Source organism: Bradyrhizobium sp. KB893862 SZCCT0404, assembly GCF_018130885.1.
Classification (GTDB): Bacteria; Pseudomonadota; Alphaproteobacteria; order Rhizobiales; family Xanthobacteraceae; genus Bradyrhizobium; species Bradyrhizobium stylosanthis.
The window spans coordinates 291280-316097 of the sequence record NZ_JAFCLT010000009.1 but is presented as its reverse complement, the minus strand read 5'-3'; the positions used below and the strand labels follow the sequence as shown (position 1 = coordinate 316097).

The window sequence follows — 24818 nt, the reverse complement described above, 5'->3', positions numbered from 1 at the left end:
ATCGTGGGTTCACCTACCCTTCCTTCGCGAACGCTGCCTCCATCGCCTTCCTTGTTTTGATCGTCTCGTTGTTGGCGTCGAACTCGACGTCGCTCCAGCGCACGATCTCGCCATGGGCGACGTCGTGCTTCAGCTTGAGGTGGTGCGCGAGGCCGATCGGCAGCGCGCTCGCTTTCAGGCTCGCGGCCGCCGGCACCAGCTTGCCCCACACGGTGTAGCCGCCTTCGCCGTCGAGCATCTCGCCGGCGCGAAGGTTGCGCTTGGCAACGGCGGCGACGTCGCCGCGGAAGCCGTAGGGCTGGCCGGTCGGCTCGCCGCGCAGCGCGGCCGACAGGATCGAGATGTTCAGCTCCAGCCCGATCAGATGATAGGGCTTGTACATCGCGGCGAAGCGTCCGCTCGCGTCGGTCTTCAGGCCGTATTGCCTGAAGCAGTCGGCGGCGTAGTCGTTCGGCGCCTCCAGCACGACATAGACGCCCCAGCGGAGATCGCGGAACACCGGCCGTCCGTCGCGCTCCAGCGAGGAGACCACTTCCACCACGCCGGACCGCTCCAGCACGCCGCCGCGCGAACGCGGGCGCATGATGTGCGGCAGATCGTCGACGCCGCAGGGCGGAAACAGCAGGCCTTCCGCGGGCACGTCGAGCCCGCAGGCGTTGGCGATCGCGGCCATCTCGATCGCCGATTTGGTGCCGTCGAGGAAGGAGTTGAACATCTGCGGGTTCATGCCGGCCGACTGCGCTTCGCCCGCGGTCAGGCCGTAATGCTGCCAGACGCCGTCGGGCGTCACGTCGTGATAGGCCGGCAGGTATTTGGTGCCCTTGCCGGCGGCAACCACGCGGAAACCGGTGGCGCGGGCCCAGTCGACCATTTCCGCGGTCAATGCCGGCTGGTCGCCATAGGCGAGCGAATAGACCACGCCGGCTTTGCGCGCCTCCTCGGCGAGCAGCGGGCCCGCCAGCACGTCGGCCTCGACATTGACCATCACGACATGCTTGCCCGCCGCGATCGCGGCGCGCGCATGGCGGATGCCGACGGCGGGATTGCCGGTCGCCTCCACCACCACGTCCATGGCGCCGCCGGCGATGGCGCGCGCCCCGTCGTCGGTGAACACGGTTTTGGCGATCTGCTCGGCGCTCCAGCCGACGGTCCGGCAGGCCTCGCGCGCGCGCGCGCGGTCGATGTCGACGATGATGGGCACCTGCAGCCCCGGCGTGTGAGGCACCTGTGCGAGGAACATCGAGCCGAATTTGCCCGCGCCGATCAGTGCCACGCGAACGGGTTTGCCGGCGGACGCGCGGGCCTGGAGGAGGCGGAAGAGATTCATGGGGGATTGTCCTGGTAATGATCGTGTCCCGGACGCGATGCAGCGTGCAACGCTGCTTCGCAGAGCCGGGACCCAGAAAGAAAATTATCCGTATCGCATGGGCCCCGGCTCTGCAGCGCATCGTCGAAGGGACGCTGCGCTGCGTCCGGGGCACGAGACCTGTTTACTCCGCCGCCTGCCGCGGTGCCCGTGCCAGCCGCACCAGCGCATCGTCGTCCACCGTCTTGATCGGCGCGAAATCGCGATGCGCGATGTAGTCCGGCCGTGTCGGGGTGCGGATGTAGTTCGAGACCGCGTTCAGCGTCAGGTACACGATCTTGCGCGGGAAGGGCGTGATGTTGCCGGCCGAGCCATGGACGAGATTGCCGTGGAACATCAGCATGCCGCCGGGCTTGCCGGTGGGCGCGACGATGCCGCCCTGCTTGACGAGGCGCGTCACCGTGTCCTCGTCCAGCGTCCACAGCGGATAGGAGGTGGTGGCGAGGTCATGCGAGGCTTCGAGATCGCCGGCATTCTGGCTGCGCGGCACCAGCATCAGGGGGCCGTTGATCGGCATCACCTCGTCGAGGAAGATCGCGATGTTCATTGCCCGCGGCTCCGGCATGCCGTCGTCGCGCTTCCAGGTGCCGTAATCCTGGTGCCACTGCCAGACGTCGCCGGTGAAGGCCGATTTCGCGTTGATCTTGAACTGGTGCATGTAGACCGGCTCGCCGAACAATTGCTCGACCGGGTCGATCATGCGCGGATGCGCGCCGAGAATACCGAACGCCTCATTGTAGAGATGCGCGGCAAAGGCCGTGCGCGGCGCGCCGCTCTTCTCGCGCCATACCTCCGGCCGGTTGGCGTCGTAGATGCCGACCGCCTCGCGCGCGAGCAAATCGACCTCCTCCTGGCTGAACAGCTCGGGCAGGAACAGCCAACCCTCGCGGTGGAAGAACTCCAATTGCTCCTGAGACAGTTTCATGGGTCGTCCTCCTGTTGTTTTGTCGTTTTTCTCGGCCGTCATGGCCGGGCTTGACCCGGCCATCCACGTCTTTGCTCCACGCGTGAAGGACGTGGATGCCCGGGCATAGGCTAGCGGAAGCGACGCCGCTCCTCGAACGTCCATGCCCGGGCATGACGGTGTGCGCGCAAATCGCTACGCCGCCGCCTCGTCGCTCGCCCTCAATCTCTCCTCGGTCATCCGTCCCGCCGTCTGCGCATGCGCCAGCGCCGCGCGCTCGGCCGCCTTCGCGTCACCGCTGAGAATGTGTCCGGCAATGTCGGCATGCTCGGCCCAGGCGCTATCGCGATAGTCGAGCTCCGACAACACGGTCGCCATCGAGCGGCGCATATGCGGCCATTGCGGCGAGATCGTTTCCTCGATCACGGGATTGCCGGCGAGATGGTAGATCGCGCGGTGGAATTCGACGTCGAGCGCGATGAGTTCGGCAAGCGACGTCTTGCGGTCGATGCCGCATCCGGCGGCGAGCGCCGCCTCCAGCCGCGCGCGTCCCGCCGCGTCCTTGCCGGCGCGCATGGCGGCGAGCTGTGCCGCGAGCGCATCGATCGCGCCGCGCACCTCGTAGAGCTGGCGGATGCGCGAGGGATCGAGCTGGGTCACCTCGAAGCCGCGCTTGCCGCTCTCGGCAACAAGGCCCTGCCGGTGCAGCAGATGCAGTGCATGCGACACCGGCTGGCGCGACACGCCGAGCTTGTCGGCAAGCTCGTTCTGCCGGATGCGCTGGCCGGGCTGCAGCGTGCGATCGGAGATCGCCTCCAGGATGCGCGCATAGACCTGGTCGATCAGGTTCGGAAGCGGGTCGAGGGGTATCACGCCGGCAGCTCCGAAGAGGGAATACGGAATTCCGTATTCGAAACTACTGCGGTAGGGGCAGGGCGTCAAGCACGGCCCGAGGCCGCGCCAGCCGTCCCGGTTCCGCAAAACTAAGTTATTGATATCGTTAGGGGCGGTCTACTGTGCATGGGGTTGTTTTCGAGCAAAGGTCCCGGCTCGCCCCGGCGCTACTTCTTCTTGCCCTGCTCGATCAGCATCCGGCTCATCAGGTAAAGCCGGGGCACGATCGAGTTGGTGTCGATGAACTCGTCGCGGGCGTGATAGCCGAAGCCGGCAAGGCCGAAGCTTTCGACCACGATCGCCTTGCCGCTGCGATTGGCATAGCCGGCGTCGGTGGCGCCGCCGGTCATCTCGACGATGTCGAGCTTGCGGTCGATCTCGGCATAGATCGCCTGTCCCTCCTGCGCCAGCGCGCGGCCGCGATCGCTCGCGACGAAGGGCGGTCGTCCCGCCACGATATTCACGGTCGTCTCGGTGTCGGGCACGAGCCTGGTCTTCAGCTTCGCGTCGATTGCCGCCTGCAGCTTGGCGATGCCATCAGGGATGGTGAGACGGATGTCGGCGCCGGCCTCGGCATCTTCCGGAATCTGATTGCGCACCGTGCCGGCCTTCGCCGTCGTCCAATTGAGCTGGGTGCCCGGGATCGACTTGGCGACGTCCTGCGTCTGGAGCAGTTGATGCGAGAGCTCGATCAGCGCGTTGCGGCCGCGATCGGGGGCCGCGCCGGCATGCGACGCGCGGCCCTTCACCTTCATGATGCCCGTCGCGGTACCGCTGGCCCCCAAGAGCAGCGAGTCGTTTTTGGCCGGAGGCGAGGCCGCCGTCGGCTCGCAGGAGAGCACGACGTCGTGCTGGTCGGCGAGTTCGGCGATGATCTCGCCCGAGCCGATCGAGCCGACCTCCTCGTCCGGATTGAGCGACACGGTGAGCGTGGCGTAGTCCTTCCAGCCGGCGTCCTTGAGGATCTTGAGTGCGTGCAGCACCACGGCGATGCCGCCCTTGTCGTCGGCGACGCCGGGTCCGAAAATCTTGGTGCCATCGACATGATACGGCTCGCTGGCGAGGATGCCGCGCTGATAGACCGTGTCCATATGCGCGATCAGCATCAGCTTGCGCGTGCCCGAGCCCTTGAACGTCGCGATCACCATGTCGGCGCCGACGCCGGCCGTGGTCTTGCGCCGCTCCGTGGCCGCGCCGAGCGCCTTCAGGCGTCCTTCGGTGAAGTCGGCCATCTTCTTCAGGCCCTCGACGTCGCTGCTGCCGCTCTCGATCATCACCATGTCGCGCAAGGTCTCGATCAGCGGCGCCTTCTCCTGCTCGGCCGCGGCCTTCAGCTTCTCGTCGGCGGCCGCGAGCGCATGGGTGCTGCCGGCAACGAGAGCGAGCACGGCGAGCAGGGGAATGAAGCGGGTTTTCATCGAAATGTCCTTTCGCGTCTTGAGCGGCGGCACCGCGCGATTGTGCGGAAAGCCTAGCACCCGGAACGGCGCGATACCACGCCGGCCTAGCGCTCCAGCACCGCCACCTCCATCGCGGCGATCGCCTCCATATCGGCCACCGCCTCGATTGCCGCGATCCGGTCGCCGTTGAAAGCGACGCGCAGCGCGATCCGCAACTGTCCGCCGAGGATGACGGCAACGCCCATCTCGCCATCCACCATTGCCGTGCGCGCGGCCTGGGCGCGGCCCTTGTAGAGCTGCGCGACCGAATCGGCGCCGCGGATCTCCGGCAGCGTGCCGAGCCGCACCGCGGCGTCGTCGGCGCGGAATACGACGTCGGGATCGAGCAGGGCGAGCAGGCCCTCGAAATCGCCCTCGCGCGAAGCCCTGAGGAACGCATCGACGATCTTGCGCTGGTGCGACAGGTTTGCGTCGGGCACCGGGGCGCCCTGCACGCGCCGCCGCGCACGGCTGGCCAGCTGGCGCGAAGCATCGACCGAGCGTCCCACGATCGGCGCGATCTCCTCGAATGGCACAGCGAACATGTCGTGCAGCACGAAGGCGAGCCGCTCGGCCGGCTGCAGGGTCTCCAGCACGACCAGCAGCGCCGCGCCGACGGAATCGGCCATCTCCGCCTCGCGCTCGCGCGTCTCGTCGACCGGCTCGGGCACGTGCGGGCCCATCGGGTCCTCGCGGCGCGATTTCCGCGCGCGCAGCATGTCGAGGCAGATGCGCGCGACCACGGTGGTCAGCCAGCCGCGTAGATTCGCGACGTCGGACATGTCGTAGCGGCTGACCCGCAGCCAGGCCTCCTGCACGGCATCGTCCACCTCGGCGCCCGACCCCAGCATCCGATAGGCGACCGCACGCAGATGGTCCCTGCTGGCCTCGAACTGGCGGCTGAGAAAATTCTCGTCAAGATTTTCTTCGGTCATCGGTCACATTCCCTCATCGCGATCCGTCATGCCCATGACGAAGCCAATCCGGCCGATGTGACCGGAACCTTCGAGATTCGAACGATGGAGACGAAAAAATGCACGCCCGCATGAATCACCCTGTCATGGTCCTGCCCGAGGCCATGAATGTCCTGCAGTCTCTCGGCAGCCTGACCAAGCAGGGCCTGTCGGAAAAGCTCCTGGAACTGGTGCACCTGCGCGCCAGCCAGATCAATGGCTGCAGCGTCTGTGTCGACATGCATCCCAAGATCGCCCGCAAGCTCGGCGAGACCGACGAGCGCCTGTTCGCCGTGTCGGCCTGGCGCGATGCGCCCTATTTCACGGACGCCGAGCGCGCCGCGCTGGCGCTGACCGAAGCCGTCACGCGCCTCGCCGATCGCGAGGACCCGGTGCCGGACGCGATCTGGAACGAGGCCGACAAGCATTTCGACGAGCGCGAGCTGGCAACGCTGATCCTCTCGATCGCAGTGATCAACGTGTGGAACCGGCTGAACGCGACTATCAAGATGCCAGTGGGCGTGTGGAAGGTGTGAGTTTCTGTGCCCTCTCCCCTTGCGGGAGAGGGCAGCACCGCTGGTAGATACGAACTCACTTGGGTGAGGGGTATTTCTCCGCAAATTCATTTGCAGATATGATCGCGGATAGAACCCCTCATCCGGCGCTTCGCGCCTCCTTCTCCCGCAAGGGGAGAAGGAGGAGACCTACTCCGCCAGAAACCTGCTCACCACCTCGCCGTATTCCAGTGGCGCCTGCTCGAACATCCAGTGTCCGGCATTCGCGATCACAGCCGTCTCGGCTCCCGCGATATGCGCGGCCAGCACGCGCCACATCACCGACAGGCTGCCGGTGGTGGCGCCGCCGCCGATCAGCAGCGTCGGGGTCCTGATCGCCTGCGTGTCGCCGAGCGTGAAAGGCCGGCGCTGCTCGTTGATTTGGCCCAGGAATGTGAGTGCGTTGTCGCGCAGCTGTTGCTTGGCCGCGGCCGGCACGCGCCGCCAGGAGCCGTCGCCTTCGATGCCCTCGTAAAAATTCTGCAGCGCGCCTTCGAGGTCGCCGGCGCGGAGCATCTCGACCGAGCGTATCGTCTTCGCGGCGAGCGGCGGATGCGCGGGTGTGCCTTCCGGCAGCGGTAGGCTGGCATCGAGATCGCCGCCGGGCTCAGCGAGCACCAGCTTGCGCAGGAGATCGGGCCGCGCCTGCGCGACGCGGAATGCGATATGCCCGCCGCGCGAATGACCCATCAGGTCGACCGGTCCGGGCTGGACCTGCTCGATGAAGGCAATCGTGTCGGCGACGTGCTGCGCCATCTTGTAGTCGTCGCCGACGGCGTCCCAATGCTCGGGAAAGAAATGCCGCAGGCTGACCGAGATCACGCGATGGTTCTTCGAGAGCGGGCCGAGCACCGAATACCAGGTGCGGAAATCCCCGAGCGTGCCGTGCACGCAGACCAGCGGATGGCCCTCGCCGACTTCGAGATAAGCCATGTCGTAACCGTTGACGTGAAAGCTCTGCATGATCAGCTCGCCAGAAAGTCGAGAACCAGTTCGGAGTATTTTTGCGGCGCCTGCTCGAACATCGGATGGGTCGCGTTCGGGATGATCGCCGTCTTGGAATAGGGCACATGCGCGGCCAGCGCGTGCAGCACCTTTGGCAGCAGGCCCTTGGTCCGCGCGCCCAGGATGAACAATGTCGGCATCTTGATGGATTCCGCATCGGCCTTGGAGAAGGGCGGGCGGTTGTCGCGGACCTGTCCGATCAGGGTATAGGCATTGTCGCGAAGATTCTGCTTGACCAGCGCCGGCAGCCGCGGCCAGGTGCCGGCGCCTTCCAGCGTGTCGACGAAGACGGCGAGGCCGCCATCGACATCGCCGGCCGCGATCTTCTCGGCCGAAGCCGTGAACCGCGCCAGCAGCGGCGAGGGGCCGCCGACATAGTCAGGGTCGAGACTGGCATCGAGTTCGCCGCCGGGCTCGGCCAGGATCAGCCGCCGAAGCAGGTCGGGCCGCCGCTGCCCCACGCGGAAGCAGATGTGCCCGCCGCGGGAATGACCCATCAAATCGACCGGGCCGAGGTCGAGCTTCTCGACGAAGGCGATGACGTCGTCGACATGCTGGGCGATCGAATAGGTGTCACCGACGCCGTCCCATTGCTCCGGGAAAAAGTGCCGCAGGCTGACCGCAATCAGGCGGTGCCGCTGCGTCAGCGGGCCGAGCACGCAGCCCCAGACGCGGAAGTCGTTCAGCGATCCATGCACGCAGACCAGCGGCGGGCGCCCGTTGTCTTCGCCCACGTCGAGATAGGGCATGTCGTATCCGTTGACGTGGAGGCTTTGCATTCTGGGCTCGCAGGCAAGGGGCGGAACTCCTGTGCAAGATTCCCGGAAACCGGGTGGATCGCAACTATTTCCAAGCCTAGATTTAGGCCGAGAACACAATGGGGGCCTGCACGAGAAGCAAGCCAGGAACCAAGCCATGACCGACCAGCATTTTGCCCTGTTCGACACCAGGATCGGCCTCTGCGCCATCGCCTGGGGCCCGCGCGGCATCAACGGCACGCAACTGCCGATGGGCGGCGAGCAGAAGATCCGTACCCGCATCACCCAGCGCCATGCCGAGGCCACCGAAGCCGAGCCGACTGCTGAGGTGCAGCAGGCGATCGACCGCATGACAAAGCTGCTTGCGGGCGAGCCTGACGACCTCACCGATATCGAGCTCGATCTCGACGGCGTGCCCGAGTTCAACCGCGGCGTCTACGCGATCGCCCGCGCCATTCCGCCCGGCAGGACCGTCACCTATGGCGACATCGCCAAGCAGCTTGGCGGCGTCCAGCTCTCGCGCGACGTCGGCCAGGCGCTCGGCCGCAACCCGTGCCCGATCGTCGTGCCCTGCCACCGCGTGCTGGCGGCCGGCAACAAGCCCGGCGGCTTCTCGGCCAATGGCGGCGTAGTGACGAAGCTGAAGATGCTCGAGATCGAAGGCGCGCTGGTGAACCACACGCCGAGTCTGTTTGATTGAGGTTCAAGGTCTCGTGCCCCGGACGCAGAAATTGTAGGATGGGTAGAGCGCAGCGAAACCCATCATGCTTCCGCAATGAGGGGAGACGATGGGTTTCGCTTTCGCTCTACCCATCCTACGGATCTGCACCGCGTCCGGGACACGAGACTTCCCCTAGATCTTCGCCGCCACCTTCGGCCAATATTTGTCGCGCAGATGCCGCTTCACCAGCTTGCCCGTGGGCGTGCGCGGCAGCTCGGCTTCGAAATCGATCGAGCGCGGGCACTTGATCGCCGAGAGACGCGTCTTGCAGTAGGCGATGAGATCAGCCTCCAGCTCCTTGCCGGCGCGCTTCATGTCGTGCGGCTGCACCACGGCCTTCACCTCTTCGCCCATCTCCTCGTTCGGCACGCCGAACACGGCGACGTCGGCGACCTCGGGGTGCGTGATCAGTACGTCCTCGGTCTCCTGCGGATAGATGTTCACGCCGCCGGAGATGATCATGTAGGACTTGCGGTCGGTGAGGAACAGGAAGCCGTCCTTGTCGAGATAGCCGACGTCGCCGAGCGTCGACCAGCCTTTGGCGTTGTAGGCCTTCTTCGTCTTCTCGGGATCGTTGTGATAGGTGAAGGCGGGCGCGTCGGCGAAGTAGACCGTGCCGATCTCGCCTGTCGGTTGCTCCTCGTCGTTCTCGTCCAGGATCTTGATCTTGCCGACCACGGCGCGGCCGACGCTGCCGCGGTGCTCCAGCCATTGCTGCGAGTTGCAGACGGTGACGCCGTTGCCTTCCGAGCCCGCGTAATACTCGATCAGGATCGGTCCCCACCATTCGATCATCTTGGCCTTCACGTCGACCGGGCAGGGCGCGGCGGCGTGGATCGCGCCTTTTAGCGTCGAGACATTGTATTTGGTGCGGACTTCGTCCGGCAGCTTCAGCATGCGCACGAACATGGTCGGCACGAGCTGCGACTGCGTGACCTTGTACGTCTCGACCAGCTTCAAAAATTCCTCGGCGTCGAAATGCTCCATGATAACAGAGGTGCCGCCGAGCACGACCGCCATCATGTTGAAGCGCAAGGGAGCGGCGTGATAGAGCGGCGCCGGCGACAGGTACGTGCTCTCCGCATTCATGCCGCACATGTCGGCGCAGAGCACGCGCAGGAACGCGTTCGGCACGTCGATGGCGTTGCCTTCGAACGCCTTCTTGATGCCCTTGGGACGGCCGGTGGTACCCGACGAATACAGCATGTCGTAGCCGGCGACCTCGTCCGCGATCGGCGTTACCGGCTGCGCGGCGGCTTCCTTGTCGTAGGAGCGGAAGCCGGGCAGCGGCTCGTCCATCATGTAGAAGATCGGCTCGCCCGGCGCGCCCTTGATCAGGGTTTTGATCTGGTCGGCGCATTTCGGGGTCGTGATCACGACCTTGGCGCCGCAATCGCCGATGATGTAGTCGATCTCGTCCTGCTTCAGATAGCGGCTGATCGCGGTGTAATAGAGCCCGCTCCTTTGTGCCGCCCAGCAGAGCTCCATGAAAGCGAGGCGGTTTTCCATCAGCAACGCGATGTGGTCGCCGGCCTTCAGCCCCAGCGAGCGGAACAGCTGCGCGCCCTGGTTCGAGAGCTCGTCGAGCTCGCGATAGGTGATGGCCTTGCCGGTCCCGGCCATGCGGTAGGCGATCTTGTCGGGCGTGGTTTTGGCGTAGATGGAGGGGTGGGTCATGGTCGAGATCTCGCAACAAAAATGGTGTCATCCCGGCGAAGGCCGGGATCCATAACCACAGGCCTCGACTGTTGAAACGAGATGGGGCTCCGGCGCAGCATAACCACGGACTCCTGTGGTTATGGGTCCCGGATCGGCGCGCGCTTTAGGCGCGCTTGTCCGGGACGACACCGCTTGTGTGGCAACGTCTCGGCTTTACAGCCGCTCCACGATCGTCACGTTGGCCATGCCGCCGCCTTCGCACATGGTCTGCAGGCCGTAGCGCTTGCCGCGCTGGTGCAGGGCGTGGACCAGCGTCGTCATCAGCTTGGTGCCGGAGCCGCCGAGCGGATGGCCGAGCGCGATGGCGCCGCCGTTGACGTTGAGACGCGCGGGATCCGCGCCGGTGGTCTTGAGCCAGCCGGTCGGGACCGAAGCGAAGGCTTCGTTGACCTCGAACAGGTCGATGTCGTCGATCTTCATGCCCGCCTTCTCCAGCGCGCGCTTGGTGGCATGCAGCGGGGCGTCGAGCATGATCACGGGATCGCCGCCCGTCATGGTCATGTGATGGATGCGCGCCAGCGGCTTGACGCCGAGCTGCTTGAGGCCCTTCTCGTTCACCACCATGACGCCGGAGGCGCCGTCGCAGATCTGGCTGGCGCTGGCCGCGGTGAGCTTGCCGTTCTCGGCGATCAGCTTGACGCCCTTGATGCCGTCGAGCGTGGCATCGAAGCGGATGCCTTCGTCGATGTGGTGGGTATCCTTGGAGCCGTCGGCGCGGGTGATCTCGAGCGGCACGATCTCCTTCTTGAAGTGGCCGGCCTGCGTCGCAGCGATGGCGCGCTGATGGCTGTTGAAAGAGTATTCGTCGAGATCATCCTTCGACAGGCCGTACTTCTCGGCCATCATCTCGGCGCCGGTGAACTGGCTGAACACGATGTTGGGATATCTCGCCTCGATGCCGGGGCTCTTGTAGTGGCCAAAACCGTTCTTGGCGGCGAGCTGCGAGGACAGGCCCATCGGTACGCGCGTCATCGACTCCACGCCTGCGGCGATCACGACGTCCATCGCGCCGGACATCACGGCCTGCGCCGCGAAGTGCAGCGCCTGCTGCGAGGAACCGCACTGACGGTCGATCGAGGTTCCCGGCACGCTCTCCGGCAGCTTCGAGGCCATGATCGCGTTGCGCGCGACGTTGTTCGACTGCTCGCCGACCTGCATCACGCAGCCCATGATCACGTCCTCGACCATGGCGGGATCGACCTTGGTGCGGTCGACCAGCTCGTCCAGCACCTTCGCGGCGAGATCGGCCGGATGCCAGCCGGCGAGGCGGCCCCCCTTGCGCCCGCCGGCGGTACGCGCAGCGGCGACGATGTAAGCCTCGGCCATTTCGGTCTCTCCCATGATTGTTCTGAAGTTGTCGGGGCGGATTTAAGGGGTGGGATATCGTTTAGTCAATCGATCAATTAACTCTTGTGATGAGGCGCTGCTTGGGCTTATCTGCGCCCCGCTTCATGCGGCCAAACAGGGATTTCCGTGGCTACCAGCGTACCGACCAGACTCCCCAGCGGAAAAAATTCCACGGCAGAGAAATTGCTCGTGGCCGCGAGCGAGCTGATGATCGAACGCTCCTCGATCGAGATCTCGCTGTCCGACATCGCCCAGAAGTCCGGCGCCAATGCCGCGCTGGTCAAATATCATTTCGGCAACAAGGACGGCCTCCTGCTGGCGCTGCTCGCGCGCGATGCCGCGACCGAGATGTCCAATCTCGAATATCTGCTGGCGCAGCCGATTACCTCGACGGCGAAGTTGAAGCTGCACATCGCCGGCATCATCCGCGCCTATCACCGGTTCCCCTATATGAACCGGCTGATCCACTATCTCCTGCACGAAACCAGCGCCGGCTCCGCCGATGAAGTCTCGAAGTTCTTCGTCGCGCCGCTCTTGGATTTCCACCGCCGCCTGCTCGCGGAAGGCGTCAGCCGCGGCGAATTCCGCAAGACCGATCCGGTGCTGTTCTACACAAGCCTGATCGGCGCCTGCGATCATCTGTTTTTCGGCCGGCACGCGATGTCCCGCGCGACCGGCGTCGGCCCGGTCACCGACGAAGTCTGCCGGCAATACATTAAGCACATGGAAACGCTGATCTGCGGCGGCATCCTCACGCAAGCCGGGGAAGCCATCGCGGCCGGATAATCCGGCCATCACTCTCAAGTCTAGAGAAGAAACGCCCAAGGAAAGGTCGAAGCGATGGAATTGAAAGACGTAGCCGTTCTCATCACCGGTGGTGGTTCGGGCCTCGGTGAGGCCACCGCCCGCGCCATGGCGGCCAAGGGCGCCAAAATCGGCGTGATCGACCAGGACAAGGAGAACGCGGAGAAGGTCGCCGCCGAGGTGAAGGGCGTCGCGCTGCATGCCGACGTCACCAGCGAGGAGCAGATCAAGGCGGCGATCGCCAAGGCGGAAGCCGCGCACGGCGTGGCCCGCGTGCTGATGAACTGCGCCGGCATCGGCGGCTCGCAGCGCATCGTCGGCCGCGACGGCGTCTATCCGCTCGAGAAGTTCGCACGCATCATCAATGTCAATTTGATCGGCACCTTCAACTGCCTGCGTCTGTTCGCCGAGCGCCTCGTCACCATCGAGCCGGTCGGTGAAGAGCGCGGCGTCATCATCAACACCGCCTCGGTCGCCGCCTATGAAGGCCAGATCGGCCAGATCGCCTATTCGGCGTCGAAGGGCGGCGTCGTCGGTCTGACCCTGCCGGCCGCGCGCGACCTCTCCAGCCAGAAGATCCGCGTCAACACCATCGCGCCCGGCCTGTTCTTCACGCCGCTGCTGATGGGATTGAACGAGGAGGCCCGCAAGAGCCTTGGCGCCCAGGTGCCGCATCCCTCGCGCCTCGGCGACGCCAAGGAATACGGCGCGCTCGCCGTGCACATCGTCGAGAACGCGATGCTCAACGGCGAGACCATCCGTCTCGATGGCGCCATCCGCATGGCGCCGCGGTAGGCGCTCTCTTCTCCCCTTGCGGGAGAAGGTGGCGCGAAGCGCCGGATGAGGGGTTCTCTCCGCGATCTCATCTGTGGAGATAGACCCCTCACCCAAGCGAGTTCTTGGCTAACGATGTGCATGCCCTCTCCCGCAAGGGGAGAGGGCGCAGCAATTGGCACCGCGATCAGCGGTACTCAGGAGCGCCCCATGTCCCAACCGCTGCTGATCGAGCATAACGACGGCGTCGACCGGGTGACGCTCAACCGGCCCGACAGCCTCAACGCGCTCGATCCCGCGCTGATCGACGCGCTCAATGTCTATTTCCAGGGCCTGCAGCGCAACCGCGACACGCGCGTGGTGGTGCTCAGGGGCGCCGGCAAGAATTTTTGCGCCGGCCTCGATCTCAAGGCCGCGATGGCGCGCCATGCGGGTCAACAAGAGCCGCCCGGCGTCACGGAGTCCCTGGACTCGCAGCGCCGCATCGCCGACATCGTGATGCTGATGCGCCGGTGTCCGCAACCGATCCTGTCTCTGGTGCAGGGCGCCGCGGCCGGCGGCGGCTTCGCGCTGGCGCTGGCCTCGGACATCCGCATCGCTACGAAATCGGCGCGGATGAACTGCGCCTTCATCAAGCTTGGCCTCGGCGGCTGCGACATCGGCACCAGCTATTTCCTGCCGCGCCTCGTCGGCGTCTCCGTGGCCTCCGAACTGATCCTCACCGGGCGCTTCATCAATGCCGAGCGCGCGCTTGCGGTCGGGCTCGTCTCCGAGGTCGTCGACGAAGACAAGCTCGATGCGGCGGCCGAGCCTTATGTCGATGCGATGATGACGGCCTCTCCCGTCGGGCTGCGGCTGTCGAAGGAATGTCTCAACATGAGCGTCGATGCCGGATCGCTGGAAGCTGCGATCGCGATGGAGGACCGCAACCAGGTCCTGTGCAGCCGCTCCGAGGAATTTTCGGAGGGCATCAGGGCCTTCCTTGAGAAGCGAAAGCCTGTCTATATCAGGCGCTGAACACGAAGATCCGCAAAGGACAAAAAATTCCGGGAGACGCAAAATGAGTGGGAGCGCGGCGGCAGTCATGACGAAGCCCGCCTTTCGCAAGGTCGAGTGGCTCGCGCGCGACATCGACGTCGAGCGCCGTGCCGACGGGACGGTGGTGCTGAAGTCGCGCATTCCGCTGCAAGCCTACGAGACGCACATCCCGGCGTCGCTGGCGAAATGGGCGAAGGAAGCGCCCGAGCGCGTCTGGCTCGCGCAGCGCGGCGGCCCAAACCGCGAATGGCGCAAGGTCTCCTATGGTGAAGCCAAGCGCACCGTGGATGCGCTGACGCAAGGCCTGCTCAATCTCGGACTCGACGGACGCCCGGTCACGATCCTCTCCGGCAATTCGATCGAGCATGCGCTGATGACGCAGGCCGCGATGCAGGCGCGCTCGCCCGCCGCACCGGTGTCGCCGGCCTACTCGTTGATGAGCCACGATCACGTCAAGCTGAAATATCTGTTCGACCTGATCAAGCCAGCCGTGGTGATGGTGCAGGACGGCCCGACCTTCGAGAAGGCGCTGAAAGCGCTCGATCTCACCGGTGTCACCGTGGTTCACGTCGCGCGGCCCTGCGACGGTATCAAGAGCGTCAGCTTCGCCGAGCTCGCGGCAACGCCGGTGACGAAGGACGTCGACGCATCGATCGCGAAGATCACGCCCGACACCGTCGGCAAGCTGCTGTTCACGTCCGGCTCGACCGGCATGCCCAAGGCCGTCATCAACACGCAAGCAATGATGTGCGCCAATGCGGCAATGATGATGCAGGTGCGGCCGCGCTCGCCCGACGGCCCCATTTCAACGATGCTGGACTGGATGCCGTGGAACCACACCATGGGCGGCAATGCCGCGTTCCATCCCGTCCTGGTCGACGGCGGGACGCTCTATATCGACGACGGCAGGCCGATGCCGGGCCAGTTCGAGGAGACTCTGCGGAACCTGCGCGAGATCTCGCCGACCTATTACGCCAACGTTCCCGCCGGCTATGCCGCGCTCGCGGCTGCGATGGAGAAGGACGACGCGCTGTGCCGCTCGTTCTTCAAGAATCTGTCGATCATGGCCTATGGCGGCGCGCGACTGCCTGACGATCTCTACGATCGCATGCAGGCGCTGGCGGTGAAGACCACAGGCGAGCGCATCGTGTTCTACACCGGCTGGGGTTCGACCGAGACCGCACCGACCTCGACCGGCACCTATTGGGACACCGAGCGCGTCGGCCTCATCGGCCTGCCGTTCCCCGGCGTCGAGCTGAAGATGGTGCCGTGCGGCTCGAAGTACGAGCTGCGCTTGCGCGGCGTCAACGTCACGCCCGGCTATTTCGGCCAGGCGGAGCTGACGAAGAAGATGTTCGACGAGGAGGGCTTCTACTGCATTGGCGATGCCGGCATTTTCGTCGACGATGCCGATCCGGTGAAGGGCATCATCTTTGCCGGACGCGTGGTCGAGGACTTCAAGCTGACCACCGGAACCTTCGTCCATGTCGGCTCGCTGCGCACCGATACGATTGCAGCCGCAACGCCCGTCGTGCATGACGCGCTGGTCGCGGGACAGGACCGCGCCTTCATCGGCCTGCTGGCGTGGCCCAATCTGCACGCCTGCCGCCAGCTCGTCGGCAATCCCGATCTGAGTTTCGAGGACGCCGTGAAGCATCCTGATGTGCTCGCCTGCTTCAGGCGCGGGTTGGAGGCTCATAACCGGGAATGCGAAGGCGCCAGCAGCCGCATCATCGCGCGCGCCATGCTGATGGTCGAACCGCCCTCGATCGACGGCAACGAGCTCACCGACAAGGGCTACATCAACCAGCGCGCCGGCCTCGAACGTCGCGCGGCGCTGGTCGAGCGGCTCTATGCCGACAAGCCGGATCAGGATGTGATCGTGCTGCGATGAACACCGTAGGATGGGTAGAGCGCAGCGAAACCCATCGCCCTAGTCAGACAATTGATGGGTATCGCTTCGCTCCACCCATCCACCAGAACAGCAATAGCAGGGATAGCCCGCCATGAACTTCGATTTCTCCGACGATCAGAAACAGCTCCGCGACCAGGCGCGCAAATTCCTCGCTGAAAAATGCTCGCCCAAGGCGGTCCGCGTCGTGCTCGACGGCAAGGCGCCTTACGACAAGGAGCTGTGGAAGGGGCTTGCCGAGATGGGCTTTCTCGGCGTTGCCATCCCCGAGGAATTCGGCGGCGCCGGTGCCGGTCATCTCGAGCTCTGCGTGATCGCGGAGGAAATGGGCCGGGCCAACGCGCCGGTGCCGTTCTCCTCGACCGTCTATCTCGCCGCCGAAGCGCTGCTGATTGCCGGCAGCGAGGCGCAGAAGAAGAAATGGTTGCCGGCCATCGCCTCGGGCGATGCGATCGGCACGCTGGCGCTGTTCGAGGGCAAGGGCAATCCGTCGCCGAAGAACGTCAAGCTCACGGCTGCGAACGGCGTGCTCAACGGCGTCAAGAAGCCGGTCGCAGATGGTGCCGTCGCCGACTTCGCGGTGGTCGCGGCACGCACCGGATCGAGCGGGCGCGACAGCGACATCTCGCTGTTCCTGGTCGACCTCAAGGCTGGTGGCGTCGAGGTGAAGAGCCTCACCAATCTCGATCCGACCCGCGGACAGGCCGAGATCACCTTCAAGGATGCCAAGGCCGAGCCGCTCGGTGCGGCCGGCGAAGGCTGGAGCATCTTGACTCAGGTGCTCGACCGCGCCGCGGTGCTGTGCGCCTTCGAGCAGGTCGGCGGCTCCGACCGCGCGCTGGAGATGGGCCGCGATTACGCGCTCGATCGCATCGCCTTCGGGCGTCAGATCGGTTCGTTCCAGGCCGTGAAGCACATGCTCGCCGACATGTATGTCTCGGCGACGCTGGCGCGCTCCAACAGCTATTACGGCGCATGGGCGCTCTCGACGAACGCGGCCGAGCTGCCGGAAGCCGCCGCCGCCGCGCGCATCAGCGCGACGCAGGCGTTCCAGCACTGCGCCAAGAACAACATCCAGGTTCACGGCGGCATGGGCTTCACCTGGGAGTTCGACTGCCACATGTACTACCGCCGCGCCAATGCGATGGCGCTGGGCTTGGGTAGCCTGTCCTATTGGGAAGACCAGCTGATCGACCGGATGCGGAAGAAGAACGCGGCTTAAGCCGATGTGCGTGTCCCGGACGCGATGCGGCGCGTAGTGCCGCTTCGCAGAGCCGGGACTCAGGGCCGTAATGGACCCCGGATCTGCAGCGCATCACTTCGTGCTGCGCAGCGTCCGGGGAACGAACCGAGAGAAAACAGATGAACTTCGACGACACCCCGCAGGAAGCCGAATTCCGCGCCACCGCCCGCGCCTGGATCGGCGCTAACGCGCCCAAGCAATACGAGGAGGAGCTGCGCAAATCCTCGCTCGGCCGCACCGTGCTCAAGAACGCCAACATTCTCGAGGTCGCAAAGGCCTGGCAGAAGAAAAAGGCCGATGCCGGCTGGGCCTGCCTGCACTGGCCGAAGGAGTATGGCGGGCGCGGCTCCTCGCCGATCGAGCGCGTGATCTGGCAGCAGGAAGAAGGGCCGTTCGGCCAGCTCTCCCGCATGTTCATCATCGGTCACGGCATGTGCGGGCCGACCATGATGGCGTTCGCGCGCGAGGAGCATAAGCGCACGTACCTGCCGCCGCTCGCCTCCGGCGAGAAGGTCTGGTGCCAGCTGTTCTCCGAGCCCGCTGGCGGCTCCGACGTTGCGGGCCTGCGCACGCGTGCGGAAAAGGATGGCGACGACTGGATCATCAACGGCCAGAAGATCTGGACCTCGGGCGCGCATTATTCCGACTACGGCATCCTGCTCACCCGCACCGATCCGACCGTGCCCAAGCACAAGGGCCTCACCATGTTCTTCCTGGACATGAAGAGCCCTGGGGTCGAGGTGCGGCCGATCAAGCAGGCGAGCGGGGCCTCCGACTTCAACGAGGTCTATTTCACCAATGTCCGCATTCCCGACCACCAGCGGCTCGGCGAGGTCGGCGACGGCTGGAACGTCTCGCTGACCACGCTGATGAACGAGCGCAGCGCGATCGGCGCGGCCGTCTCGACCGGTTTCCCGGAATTGTTCGAGTATTGCTCCAGCCTGATGCTCGACGACGGTCCGGCGATCGAGGATCGCGCGGTGCGCTCGAAGCTCGCCAACTGGGCGGTGAAGGCAAGCGGGCTGAAATACACCAGCATGCGCGCGATCTCCGCGCTGTCGCGGGGTGAGCGCCCGGGTCCGGAAAATTCCATCGGCAAGCTGGTGGCGGGCTCCATGATCCAGGACGTCGCGACCTACGCGCTCGATCTGCAGGGGGCCGCCGGCGTCGTCAGCGGTCCGGAGGATGCCGAGCTCGCGGGCCGCTTCCAGGCGATGCTGCTGCGCGCGCCCGGCACGCGCGTCGAAGGCGGCACCGACGAGATCATGCGCAACATCATCGCCGAGCGGGTGCTGGGCCTGCCCGGCGATATCCGTGTCGACAAGGACGTGCCGTTCAACAAGATCCCGACGAAGGGAAGATGAGCTCGTGTCCCGGACGCGGTGCGATACGAAGTACCGCTCCGCAGAGCCGGGACCCAGACGCCGCAAATAGGCCCCGGCTCTGCAGCGCACCGCTTCGCGCTGCGCAGCGTCCGGGGCACGAGAGAGGAGAGTTCGAAGATGAATTTCGACGACACCCCGCAGGAAGCCGCATTCCGCCAGACCGCGCGCCAATGGGTCGAGGCCAACGCGCCGAAGGAGTTGCACGCCGAGCTGTCGAAATCCTCGCTCGGCCGCATCCGGCTTGCCAAGCACGACATCGTCGATGTCGGCAAGGCCTGGCAGAAGAAGAAGTTCGAAGGCAACTGGGCCTGCCTGCACTGGCCGAAGGAGTATGGCGGGCGTGGCGCGACGCCGATCGAGAAGGTGATCTGGCAGCAGGAAGAAGGTGTCTACGGCAAGCTGACGCAGCCGTTCCAGATCGGCGAGGGCATGTGCGGCCCGACCGTGATGGCCTTCGGCAGCGAGGATGCAAAGCGCCGGTACTTGCCGAAGCTCGCCTCGGGCGAGGAGATCTGGTGCCAGCTGTTCTCCGAGCCTTCCGCCGGCTCCGACGTCGCAGGCCTGCGCACGCGCGCGGAGAGGAAGGGCGACAACTGGATCGTCAACGGCCAGAAGATCTGGACCTCGGGCGCGCACTATTCCGACTATGGCCTCCTGATCGCGCGCACCGATCCGAACGTGCCCAAGCACAAGGGCCTCACCATGTTCTTCCTGGACATGAAGAGCCCGGGTGTCGAGGTCCGTCCGATCAGGCAGGCCAACGGCATGCAGGAGTTCAACGAGGTCTACTTCACCGACGTCGTCATTCCCGACAGCCAGCGGCTTGGCGCGGTCGGGGAAGGCTGGAGCGTGTCGCTGACGACGCTGATGAACGAGCGTATGTCGATCGGGGCGCGGCTCGCAACCGGCGTCCCCGAGATGTTCGAGTTCTGCTCCGATCTGATGCTGGAAGACGGCCTCGCGATCGACGATCCCGCCGTGCGCTCGAAGCTTGCGAGCTGGGCGGCGAAATCGAGCGGGCTGAAATACACCAGCTACCGCACCATCTCGGCGCTGTCGAAGGGCGAACGGCCGGGTCCGGAGAATTCGATCGGCAAGCTGGTCTCCGGCATGATGCTGCAGGATATCGCGACCTACGCGATGGATCTGCAGGGCGCAGCCGGCGTTCTCACCGGCAATGACGAGGAGACGGTGCAGGGCCAGTTCCAGCAGATGCTGCTGTCCTCGCCCTCGATGCGCATCGCCGGCGGCACCGACGAGATCCTGCGCAACATCATCGCCGAGCGCGTGCTGGGATTGCCCGGCGACATCCGCGTCGACAAGGATGTGCCGTACAACAAGATCCCGACCAAGGGGCGCAGCTAGCCGTCATTCCGGGGCGCCGCGCAGCGGCGAACTATGGTGCGCAATTGCGCACCTGAGAATCCAGAGATGAGTTAGATAACCTCGAGATTCCGGGTTCGCGCGATGCGCGCCCCGGAATGACAACGAAGAGAGCACATCATGGACGCGAAATCGCCCAGCCATTCCACCGAAGACCGCATCGGCGTGCTCGAAGAGCTGCTCAACGAGCGCTACTCGGTCCGCGCCTTCCTCCCGAAGGAGGTCGACCGCGCCACCATCGAGCATGTGCTGACCACCGCGCAGCGCACGGCGTCCTGGTGCAACAGCCAGCCCTGGCAGGTCATCATCGCCAGCGGCGAGGCCAAGGAGCGCTTCCGCAAGGCGATCTACAAGGAAGCGTCAGGCGGGCTCGGTGACGACTACGATTTCACCCCGCCGCGCGAATATGTCGGGGTCTATCTCGAACGCCGCCGCGAGAGCGGTTTCCAGCTCTACAACACGCTGGGCATCGCGCGCGGCGACAAGATGGCCTATGCAAAACAGGCGCTGGAGAATTACAATTTCTTCGGCGCGCCGCATATTGCCGTCATCCACACCAACGAGCCGCTCGGCATCTACGGCGCGATCGATTGCGGCGCCTATGTCTCCAATTTCATGCTGGCCGCCCAGGCGCTCGGGCTCGGCACGATTCCGCAGGCGGCGCTGGCGCGCCACTCCGGCCTGATCCGCCGCCATTTCAATCTGCCCGACGACCGCCGCGTCGTCTGCGGCATCTCGTTCGGCTATGCGGACCATGCGCACAAGGTCAACAGCTACCGCACCTCGCGCGCGGGCGTGGCCGACACCGTGACATTCGCCGAGGACTGATCGCGTGACGTAAGGCTGGCCCCGTCGGGCTTCAGGCGCGCCGGCAAACACGTACGAGAGACACGCAAAGGCGGCCGCGGAAACGGCCGCCTTTGTCGTGTTCAGGTCCGGTTGACCCTGTCGCTATCCGCCGCTGCCGCCGATCACGGCGCGCACCGTCTCGTCGGGGCCGAAATCTTCGGCGCCGTCGACATAGAGCAGCGCGGCGAGCTTCGAGCGCGCGCGATTGACGCGGCTCTTGATCGTGCCGACCGCACAGCCGCAGATCGAGGCGGCATCCTCATAAGAGAAGCCGGAGGCGCCGACCAGAATCAAGGCCTCGCGCTGGTCTTGCGGGAGCTTCTCGAGCGCGCCGCGAAACTCCTCGAACTCGAGATGCGCATTCTGCGAGGGCTGCGTCTTCAGCGTCTTCGCATAATTGCCCTCGGCGTCCTCGACCTCGCGCCGCCGCTTGCGATAGTCGGAGCGGAACAAATTGCGCAGGATCGTGAACAGCCACGCCGGCAGGTTTGAACCGGGCTGGAAGGAATCGATGTTGGCGAGCGCGCGCAACAGCGTTTCCTGAACCAGATCGTCGGCCCGGTCGGCATTGCCGCTGAGCGAGATCGCGAACGCGCGCAGACTTGGCACGGCCGCAAGGATGTCGTTACGCAGGGATTCCGTGAGAGGCATTAATCCCTCCCATTGTTGTTGTCATTGGAGCCCCCATCAGTTTGCACTTGGGGTGCGCCTCCCGGCGCATCAAGCTTCTTGATCAGTTCCGCGAACCGGTCCGGAACCCCCTGCCGCACGACGTCGTCGTACATCGCGCGCAGTTGATGGCCGATCCGGGACTGAATCTCCGGAGTGAGGCCTCCCTTGCCGGGGGTCGTGCTTTTGCTGGCTTGAGACTTGAGATCTTTCATGACCTGTTCCACGTTTCCCCGAGTTAAGTTACTGTAAAATCGAGAAGTTTTCTCAACCGGGAGCCGTTCCCTGGATAGGCACAATTCCAGGTTCGACAAAAAGTTCCCCCTGGAGCGGAACTTTTCTTGTCCTGCGGCGTAATCAGCCCAGCAGGGGAACCCGGGCCGCCCCTCGTACCTGTTCTCTAAGGTCGGCCCGAAGATGAATGGAGTGGGGATGTCCCGTTCACAGCTCGTTGCTGAACATTTGCCGTTGTTGCGCCGGTATGCACGTGCCCTGACAGGCAGCCAGGCCTCCGGCGACGCCTATGTTGCCGCCATGCTGGAAGCCATGCTGGGCGATCCGTCAGTGCTCGACGAAAGCCACGGACCGCGCGCGGGCCTGTTCCGGCTGTTCACCCAGATCTGGAATTCGGTCTCCGTCAACGACGACGCCGAGGTGGCCACCCTGCCGATGCCGCCCGAACGGCGCCTGTCGAACATCACGCCGCTGCCGCGGCAAGCTTTCCTGCTGCTCTCGCTCGAGGGATTCTCGGAGGAAGAGGTCGCCTATATCCTCGGCACCGATGTCGGCGAGACACGGCGGCTTGCGGATGCCGCGGGACGCGAGATGGCGGCCGAGATCGCCACCGACGTGCTGATCATCGAGGACGAGACCTTCATCGCCATGGACCTCGAGAGCCTGGTGAAGAATCTCGGCCACAATGTCGTCGGCGTCGCCCGCACCCATGCCGATGCCGTGGCGCTGGCCAAGAACAAGCGGCCGGGCCTGATCCTTGCCGACATCCAGCTCGCCGACGGCTCGTCGGGGCTCGATGCCGTCAACGAATTGCTGCGTACCTTCGAGGTCCCCGTGGTGTTCATCACTGCCTATCCGGAGCGCTTCCTCACCGGCGAGCGTCCCGAACCGGCGTTCCTGATCTCAAAGCCGTTCCAGCCCGCGATGGTGTCGGCGGTAGCGAGCCAGGCCCTGTTCTTCCAGCGCAACTCGCGCAACCGCGCCCCGAAGGTGCCGGCGGCGTAAGGAAAGCCCGGATTCAACGACAAGACGGCGCGTCGCAAGGCGCGCCGTCTTTGTATGTGGCGAAGAGTGATGCTTTGCCTCAGCAGCCGCGGCAGATGCTGCGAAGCATGGAATTGAGCTTGGCGTCGCTTGGCGTTGGAGATTTCGCGTTGAGCTTGGCCTGGTCCTCGATCCAGGACTTGAGAAATTTTTCGCTTTCCGGCGACGGCCCCGTCCAGGGGCGCTGCGTCCCGTCGAAAGTTATGAGGATGATCACTCTCTGCAGATCGTCTTTCGCGTCGGCGGGAGGTTTCGGGAATGGCACGGATCGCTCGACCATGGCGAGCGCCTCTGCATCGAGCGGCGCGATGCCTGAGGTTTCCAAAAATGCGTTCGAGATCAGCTTTCCCGCACGGTCGACCACGAAAATGACGCCGGCATCGCCTCTCTGGCCGATCGCCGTCGGAGGAAATTTTATATTGCGCCTGACATGTTCGGTGACCGCCTTGCGCCATGCAGCAATAGCCTCGGACTCTGCGAAGCCGGAAGCCGGCGTGCTCAGGACGAGCCCGTTGGTCGGCACCTGGAATTGACGGCCATTGAAGACGATCGGCACCACGAAATAGAAAGTCTCTTCCTTCAGCTCCAAAGGCGGCCGCGGAAACGGTTGGGCGCGGGCGACGATTTCCAGAGCAGCAGCGTCGAGCGGTCGCGAGCCGGTGCTCGCAGCCAATGCCCGCGAGACCAATTTGCCGGACCGGTCGATGACGAAGCCTACCTTGGCCTCACCGGTTTGCCCCATTGCCTCAGCTGGAAATACCCTGCTCCTGGCGATGTGGGCCGACAGCTTTGCCTTCCAGGCTTGGGCACTTTCGCTTTGCGCATCTGTCTGCGCATGTGCGGGAAAAGCCGCCAGCAATCCGAGAAGCGCGGCCAGCAAGGGGAATTTCATCTGCATCGTTGCGGATATTAATCGCGGTCTGGTTGATTGCAAGGCGCGCTGCTCGTATCGCGCTTCTCTCGCTGTGGGCAATTCAAGCGGCCGCCGAGCATCGGGCGCTTGACGCAAACCTCATTGCCCCGTTGATACGTCGGGCCGATGACATCCATCGCAGCCTCAAGCCGCCGGGAGAGACGTACCATGGACCAGCAACTGCTCGACCGCCTCGCCATCCGCGACCTCGTCGAGAACTGGGCGGTGTGGCGCGACGCCGGCGATTGGGAGCGCTTTGCCACGGTCTGGCACGAAGAAGGCTGGATGTCCGCCACCTGGTTTCAGGGGCCCGCGCGGGATTTCATGCGTGTCAGCCAGGAGGGTTTTGCCAGGGGCGTGCGTATCCTGCATTTCCTCGGCGGCACCAGCATTGATCTCGCGGGGGCGCGCGCCATCGCCCAGACCAAGATGACGATCTCGCAGCGCGCTTTGGTGCACGACGTGCTCTGCGACGTCGTCTGCACCGGGCGCTTCTACGACTTCCTGGAGAAGCGGCAGGGGACCTGGGGCATCGTCCGCCGCCAGCCGATCTACGAGAAGGACCGCATCGACCCGGTCGATCCCGCCGCGACGCTGCAGCTCGACCAGAAAGCGCTCGCCGCGCTGCCCGAAGGCTATCGCCACCTCGCCTACATGCAGGAGCTGATCGGCTACAAGGTGAAGCGCGACATGCCGGGCCTGACCGGGCCCGAGGTCGAGAAGCTCTATGGCGAAGGGCGGGAGTGGCTGGCGGGCAAGGCGAAGTGAGCTGCAGACAAAAGTAAGGCGCGACTGGCATCACCACAGTCGCGCCCTACGTCGCCGGCTTATGGGGCAGGGGGGAATAGCCGGCTGTTGAGACGACTCCCAGGCACGGGAGTCGTTCCAGGCGGTTTCGAAATTTTTTGCA

The 24818-nt window shown here is 64.9% G+C and carries 24 protein-coding genes; 12 read left to right on the top strand and 12 right to left on the bottom strand.

The genetic code is table 11. From position 1 onward, the window contains the following. Positions 1–13 precede the first annotated feature (13 nt). The 5 genes from JQ617_RS31295 to JQ617_RS31275 form a co-directional block, all read right to left on the bottom strand. Positions 14–1327: an NAD(P)H-dependent oxidoreductase gene (locus JQ617_RS31295; RefSeq protein WP_212029667.1), complete on the bottom strand. Its 1314-nt coding sequence runs from the start codon at positions 1325–1327 to the stop codon at positions 14–16. A 163-nt stretch (positions 1328–1490) separates the two neighbouring features. Beyond that, positions 1491–2291, bottom strand: coding sequence for a phytanoyl-CoA dioxygenase family protein (locus JQ617_RS31290; RefSeq protein WP_063686857.1), 801 nt, complete (start codon positions 2289–2291; stop codon positions 1491–1493). 174 nt (positions 2292–2465) lie between these two features. After that, complete coding sequence (locus tag JQ617_RS31285; RefSeq protein ID WP_212029666.1) at positions 2466–3143, bottom strand: GntR family transcriptional regulator; 678 nt, start codon at positions 3141–3143, stop codon at positions 2466–2468. Between the two features lie 188 nt (positions 3144–3331). After that, positions 3332–4582 carry a M20/M25/M40 family metallo-hydrolase gene (locus JQ617_RS31280; protein ID WP_212029665.1) on the bottom strand — a complete coding sequence of 417 codons (1251 nt, stop codon included), beginning with the start codon at positions 4580–4582 and terminating at the stop codon, positions 3332–3334. Between the two features lie 86 nt (positions 4583–4668). Further along, a complete protein-coding gene (locus JQ617_RS31275; protein ID WP_212029664.1) occupies positions 4669–5538 on the bottom strand; it encodes a sigma-70 family RNA polymerase sigma factor in 870 nt (289 codons plus the stop codon). A 98-nt stretch (positions 5539–5636) separates the two neighbouring features. Here JQ617_RS31275 and JQ617_RS31270 point away from each other — a divergent pair, with 98 nt between their 5' ends. Then, the gene (locus tag JQ617_RS31270; protein WP_212029663.1) at positions 5637–6092 is read left to right on the top strand and encodes a carboxymuconolactone decarboxylase family protein; all 456 of its coding nucleotides are present in this window, start codon (positions 5637–5639) and stop codon (positions 6090–6092) included. A gap of 168 nt (positions 6093–6260) precedes the next feature. Here JQ617_RS31270 and JQ617_RS31265 read toward each other — a convergent pair whose 3' ends face one another. Both JQ617_RS31265 and JQ617_RS31260 read right to left on the bottom strand, forming a co-directional pair. Beyond that, complete coding sequence (locus JQ617_RS31265) at positions 6261–7073, bottom strand: alpha/beta fold hydrolase (protein WP_212029662.1); 813 nt, start codon at positions 7071–7073, stop codon at positions 6261–6263. A 2-nt stretch (positions 7074–7075) separates the two neighbouring features. After that, positions 7076–7894, bottom strand: a complete 819-nt coding sequence (locus JQ617_RS31260) for an alpha/beta fold hydrolase (RefSeq protein WP_212029661.1) — start codon at positions 7892–7894, stop codon at positions 7076–7078. Positions 7895–8030: 136 nt separating this feature from the next. On the opposite strand from JQ617_RS31260, the gene JQ617_RS31255 reads away from it, so the two are divergent. Then, a complete protein-coding gene (locus JQ617_RS31255; protein ID WP_212029660.1) occupies positions 8031–8573 on the top strand; it encodes a methylated-DNA--[protein]-cysteine S-methyltransferase in 543 nt (180 codons plus the stop codon). A gap of 153 nt (positions 8574–8726) precedes the next feature. Here the strand turns inward: JQ617_RS31255 and JQ617_RS31250 are convergent, their stop codons facing one another. After that, positions 8727–10271, bottom strand: coding sequence for an acyl-CoA synthetase (locus JQ617_RS31250; RefSeq protein ID WP_212029659.1), 1545 nt, complete (start codon positions 10269–10271; stop codon positions 8727–8729). 195 nt (positions 10272–10466) lie between these two features. Further along, entirely contained in the window at positions 10467–11639 is a 1173-nt protein-coding gene (locus JQ617_RS31245; protein ID WP_212029658.1) for an acetyl-CoA C-acetyltransferase, read from the bottom strand. Between the two features lie 204 nt (positions 11640–11843). Between JQ617_RS31245 and JQ617_RS31240 the strand changes: the two genes are divergently transcribed. The 8 genes from JQ617_RS31240 (at position 11844) to JQ617_RS31205 (ending at position 21027) form a co-directional block, all read left to right on the top strand. Beyond that, complete coding sequence (locus tag JQ617_RS31240; protein WP_063686876.1) at positions 11844–12446, top strand: TetR family transcriptional regulator; 603 nt, start codon at positions 11844–11846, stop codon at positions 12444–12446. A gap of 54 nt (positions 12447–12500) precedes the next feature. Beyond that, the gene (locus tag JQ617_RS31235; protein WP_212029657.1) at positions 12501–13259 is read left to right on the top strand and encodes an SDR family NAD(P)-dependent oxidoreductase; all 759 of its coding nucleotides are present in this window, start codon (positions 12501–12503) and stop codon (positions 13257–13259) included. A gap of 189 nt (positions 13260–13448) precedes the next feature. Continuing rightward, positions 13449–14255 (top strand): enoyl-CoA hydratase/isomerase family protein, encoded by an 807-nt coding sequence (locus JQ617_RS31230; protein WP_212029656.1) that lies wholly within the window; start codon positions 13449–13451, stop codon positions 14253–14255. Positions 14256–14298: 43 nt separating this feature from the next. Then, positions 14299–16170, top strand: a complete 1872-nt coding sequence (locus JQ617_RS31225; protein ID WP_212029655.1) for an AMP-binding protein — start codon at positions 14299–14301, stop codon at positions 16168–16170. Positions 16171–16282: 112 nt separating this feature from the next. Continuing rightward, positions 16283–17410, top strand: coding sequence for an acyl-CoA dehydrogenase family protein (locus JQ617_RS31220; protein ID WP_212029654.1), 1128 nt, complete (start codon positions 16283–16285; stop codon positions 17408–17410). Positions 17411–17550: 140 nt separating this feature from the next. Beyond that, positions 17551–18795, top strand: a complete 1245-nt coding sequence (locus JQ617_RS31215; protein WP_212029653.1) for an acyl-CoA dehydrogenase — start codon at positions 17551–17553, stop codon at positions 18793–18795. 138 nt (positions 18796–18933) lie between these two features. Continuing rightward, the gene (locus tag JQ617_RS31210; protein ID WP_212029652.1) at positions 18934–20181 is read left to right on the top strand and encodes an acyl-CoA dehydrogenase; all 1248 of its coding nucleotides are present in this window, start codon (positions 18934–18936) and stop codon (positions 20179–20181) included. Positions 20182–20319: 138 nt separating this feature from the next. Further along, positions 20320–21027, top strand: coding sequence for a nitroreductase (locus JQ617_RS31205; protein WP_212029651.1), 708 nt, complete (start codon positions 20320–20322; stop codon positions 21025–21027). 123 nt (positions 21028–21150) lie between these two features. Here JQ617_RS31205 and JQ617_RS31200 read toward each other — a convergent pair whose 3' ends face one another. Next, a complete protein-coding gene (locus JQ617_RS31200) occupies positions 21151–21699 on the bottom strand; it encodes a sigma-70 family RNA polymerase sigma factor (protein WP_018646832.1) in 549 nt (182 codons plus the stop codon). Next, a complete protein-coding gene (locus tag JQ617_RS31195; RefSeq protein WP_063687764.1) occupies positions 21699–21932 on the bottom strand; it encodes a NepR family anti-sigma factor in 234 nt (77 codons plus the stop codon). Before JQ617_RS31195 ends, JQ617_RS31200 begins: the two co-directional genes overlap by 1 nt. A gap of 217 nt (positions 21933–22149) precedes the next feature. Here JQ617_RS31195 and JQ617_RS31190 point away from each other — a divergent pair, with 217 nt between their 5' ends. After that, a complete protein-coding gene (locus tag JQ617_RS31190) occupies positions 22150–22956 on the top strand; it encodes a response regulator (protein ID WP_063686891.1) in 807 nt (268 codons plus the stop codon). A gap of 79 nt (positions 22957–23035) precedes the next feature. Here JQ617_RS31190 and JQ617_RS31185 read toward each other — a convergent pair whose 3' ends face one another. After that, positions 23036–23893 carry a TonB family protein gene (locus JQ617_RS31185; RefSeq protein ID WP_212029650.1) on the bottom strand — a complete coding sequence of 286 codons (858 nt, stop codon included), beginning with the start codon at positions 23891–23893 and terminating at the stop codon, positions 23036–23038. Between the two features lie 183 nt (positions 23894–24076). Between JQ617_RS31185 and JQ617_RS31180 the strand changes: the two genes are divergently transcribed. After that, on the top strand, positions 24077–24676 hold the full coding sequence (locus JQ617_RS31180; protein ID WP_212029649.1) for a nuclear transport factor 2 family protein: 600 nt from the start codon (positions 24077–24079) through the stop codon (positions 24674–24676). The last annotated feature ends 142 nt before the right edge of the window (positions 24677–24818 follow it).

What these genes read in the sequence shown, in the direction of transcription:
- JQ617_RS31295 (WP_212029667.1), bottom strand. Translation starts at nt 1,327, where the DNA reads ATGAATCTCTTCCGCCTCCTCCAGGCCCGCGCGTCCGCCGGCAAACCC.
- JQ617_RS31290 (WP_063686857.1), bottom strand. Translation starts at nt 2,291, where the DNA reads ATGAAACTGTCTCAGGAGCAATTGGAGTTCTTCCACCGCGAGGGTTGG.
- JQ617_RS31280 (WP_212029665.1), bottom strand. Translation starts at nt 4,582, where the DNA reads ATGAAAACCCGCTTCATTCCCCTGCTCGCCGTGCTCGCTCTCGTTGCC.
- JQ617_RS31275 (WP_212029664.1), bottom strand. Translation starts at nt 5,538, where the DNA reads ATGACCGAAGAAAATCTTGACGAGAATTTTCTCAGCCGCCAGTTCGAG.
- JQ617_RS31270 (WP_212029663.1), top strand. Translation starts at nt 5,637, where the DNA reads ATGCACGCCCGCATGAATCACCCTGTCATGGTCCTGCCCGAGGCCATG.
- JQ617_RS31265 (WP_212029662.1), bottom strand. Translation starts at nt 7,073, where the DNA reads ATGCAGAGCTTTCACGTCAACGGTTACGACATGGCTTATCTCGAAGTC.
- JQ617_RS31260 (WP_212029661.1), bottom strand. Translation starts at nt 7,894, where the DNA reads ATGCAAAGCCTCCACGTCAACGGATACGACATGCCCTATCTCGACGTG.
- JQ617_RS31255 (WP_212029660.1), top strand. Translation starts at nt 8,031, where the DNA reads ATGACCGACCAGCATTTTGCCCTGTTCGACACCAGGATCGGCCTCTGC.
- JQ617_RS31250 (WP_212029659.1), bottom strand. Translation starts at nt 10,271, where the DNA reads ATGACCCACCCCTCCATCTACGCCAAAACCACGCCCGACAAGATCGCC.
- JQ617_RS31245 (WP_212029658.1), bottom strand. Translation starts at nt 11,639, where the DNA reads ATGGCCGAGGCTTACATCGTCGCCGCTGCGCGTACCGCCGGCGGGCGC.
- JQ617_RS31235 (WP_212029657.1), top strand. Translation starts at nt 12,501, where the DNA reads ATGGAATTGAAAGACGTAGCCGTTCTCATCACCGGTGGTGGTTCGGGC.
- JQ617_RS31230 (WP_212029656.1), top strand. Translation starts at nt 13,449, where the DNA reads ATGTCCCAACCGCTGCTGATCGAGCATAACGACGGCGTCGACCGGGTG.
- JQ617_RS31225 (WP_212029655.1), top strand. Translation starts at nt 14,299, where the DNA reads ATGAGTGGGAGCGCGGCGGCAGTCATGACGAAGCCCGCCTTTCGCAAG.
- JQ617_RS31220 (WP_212029654.1), top strand. Translation starts at nt 16,283, where the DNA reads ATGAACTTCGATTTCTCCGACGATCAGAAACAGCTCCGCGACCAGGCG.
- JQ617_RS31215 (WP_212029653.1), top strand. Translation starts at nt 17,551, where the DNA reads ATGAACTTCGACGACACCCCGCAGGAAGCCGAATTCCGCGCCACCGCC.
- JQ617_RS31210 (WP_212029652.1), top strand. Translation starts at nt 18,934, where the DNA reads ATGAATTTCGACGACACCCCGCAGGAAGCCGCATTCCGCCAGACCGCG.
- JQ617_RS31205 (WP_212029651.1), top strand. Translation starts at nt 20,320, where the DNA reads ATGGACGCGAAATCGCCCAGCCATTCCACCGAAGACCGCATCGGCGTG.
- JQ617_RS31200 (WP_018646832.1), bottom strand. Translation starts at nt 21,699, where the DNA reads ATGCCTCTCACGGAATCCCTGCGTAACGACATCCTTGCGGCCGTGCCA.
- JQ617_RS31195 (WP_063687764.1), bottom strand. Translation starts at nt 21,932, where the DNA reads ATGAAAGATCTCAAGTCTCAAGCCAGCAAAAGCACGACCCCCGGCAAG.
- JQ617_RS31190 (WP_063686891.1), top strand. Translation starts at nt 22,150, where the DNA reads ATGTCCCGTTCACAGCTCGTTGCTGAACATTTGCCGTTGTTGCGCCGG.
- JQ617_RS31185 (WP_212029650.1), bottom strand. Translation starts at nt 23,893, where the DNA reads ATGCAGATGAAATTCCCCTTGCTGGCCGCGCTTCTCGGATTGCTGGCG.
- JQ617_RS31180 (WP_212029649.1), top strand. Translation starts at nt 24,077, where the DNA reads ATGGACCAGCAACTGCTCGACCGCCTCGCCATCCGCGACCTCGTCGAG.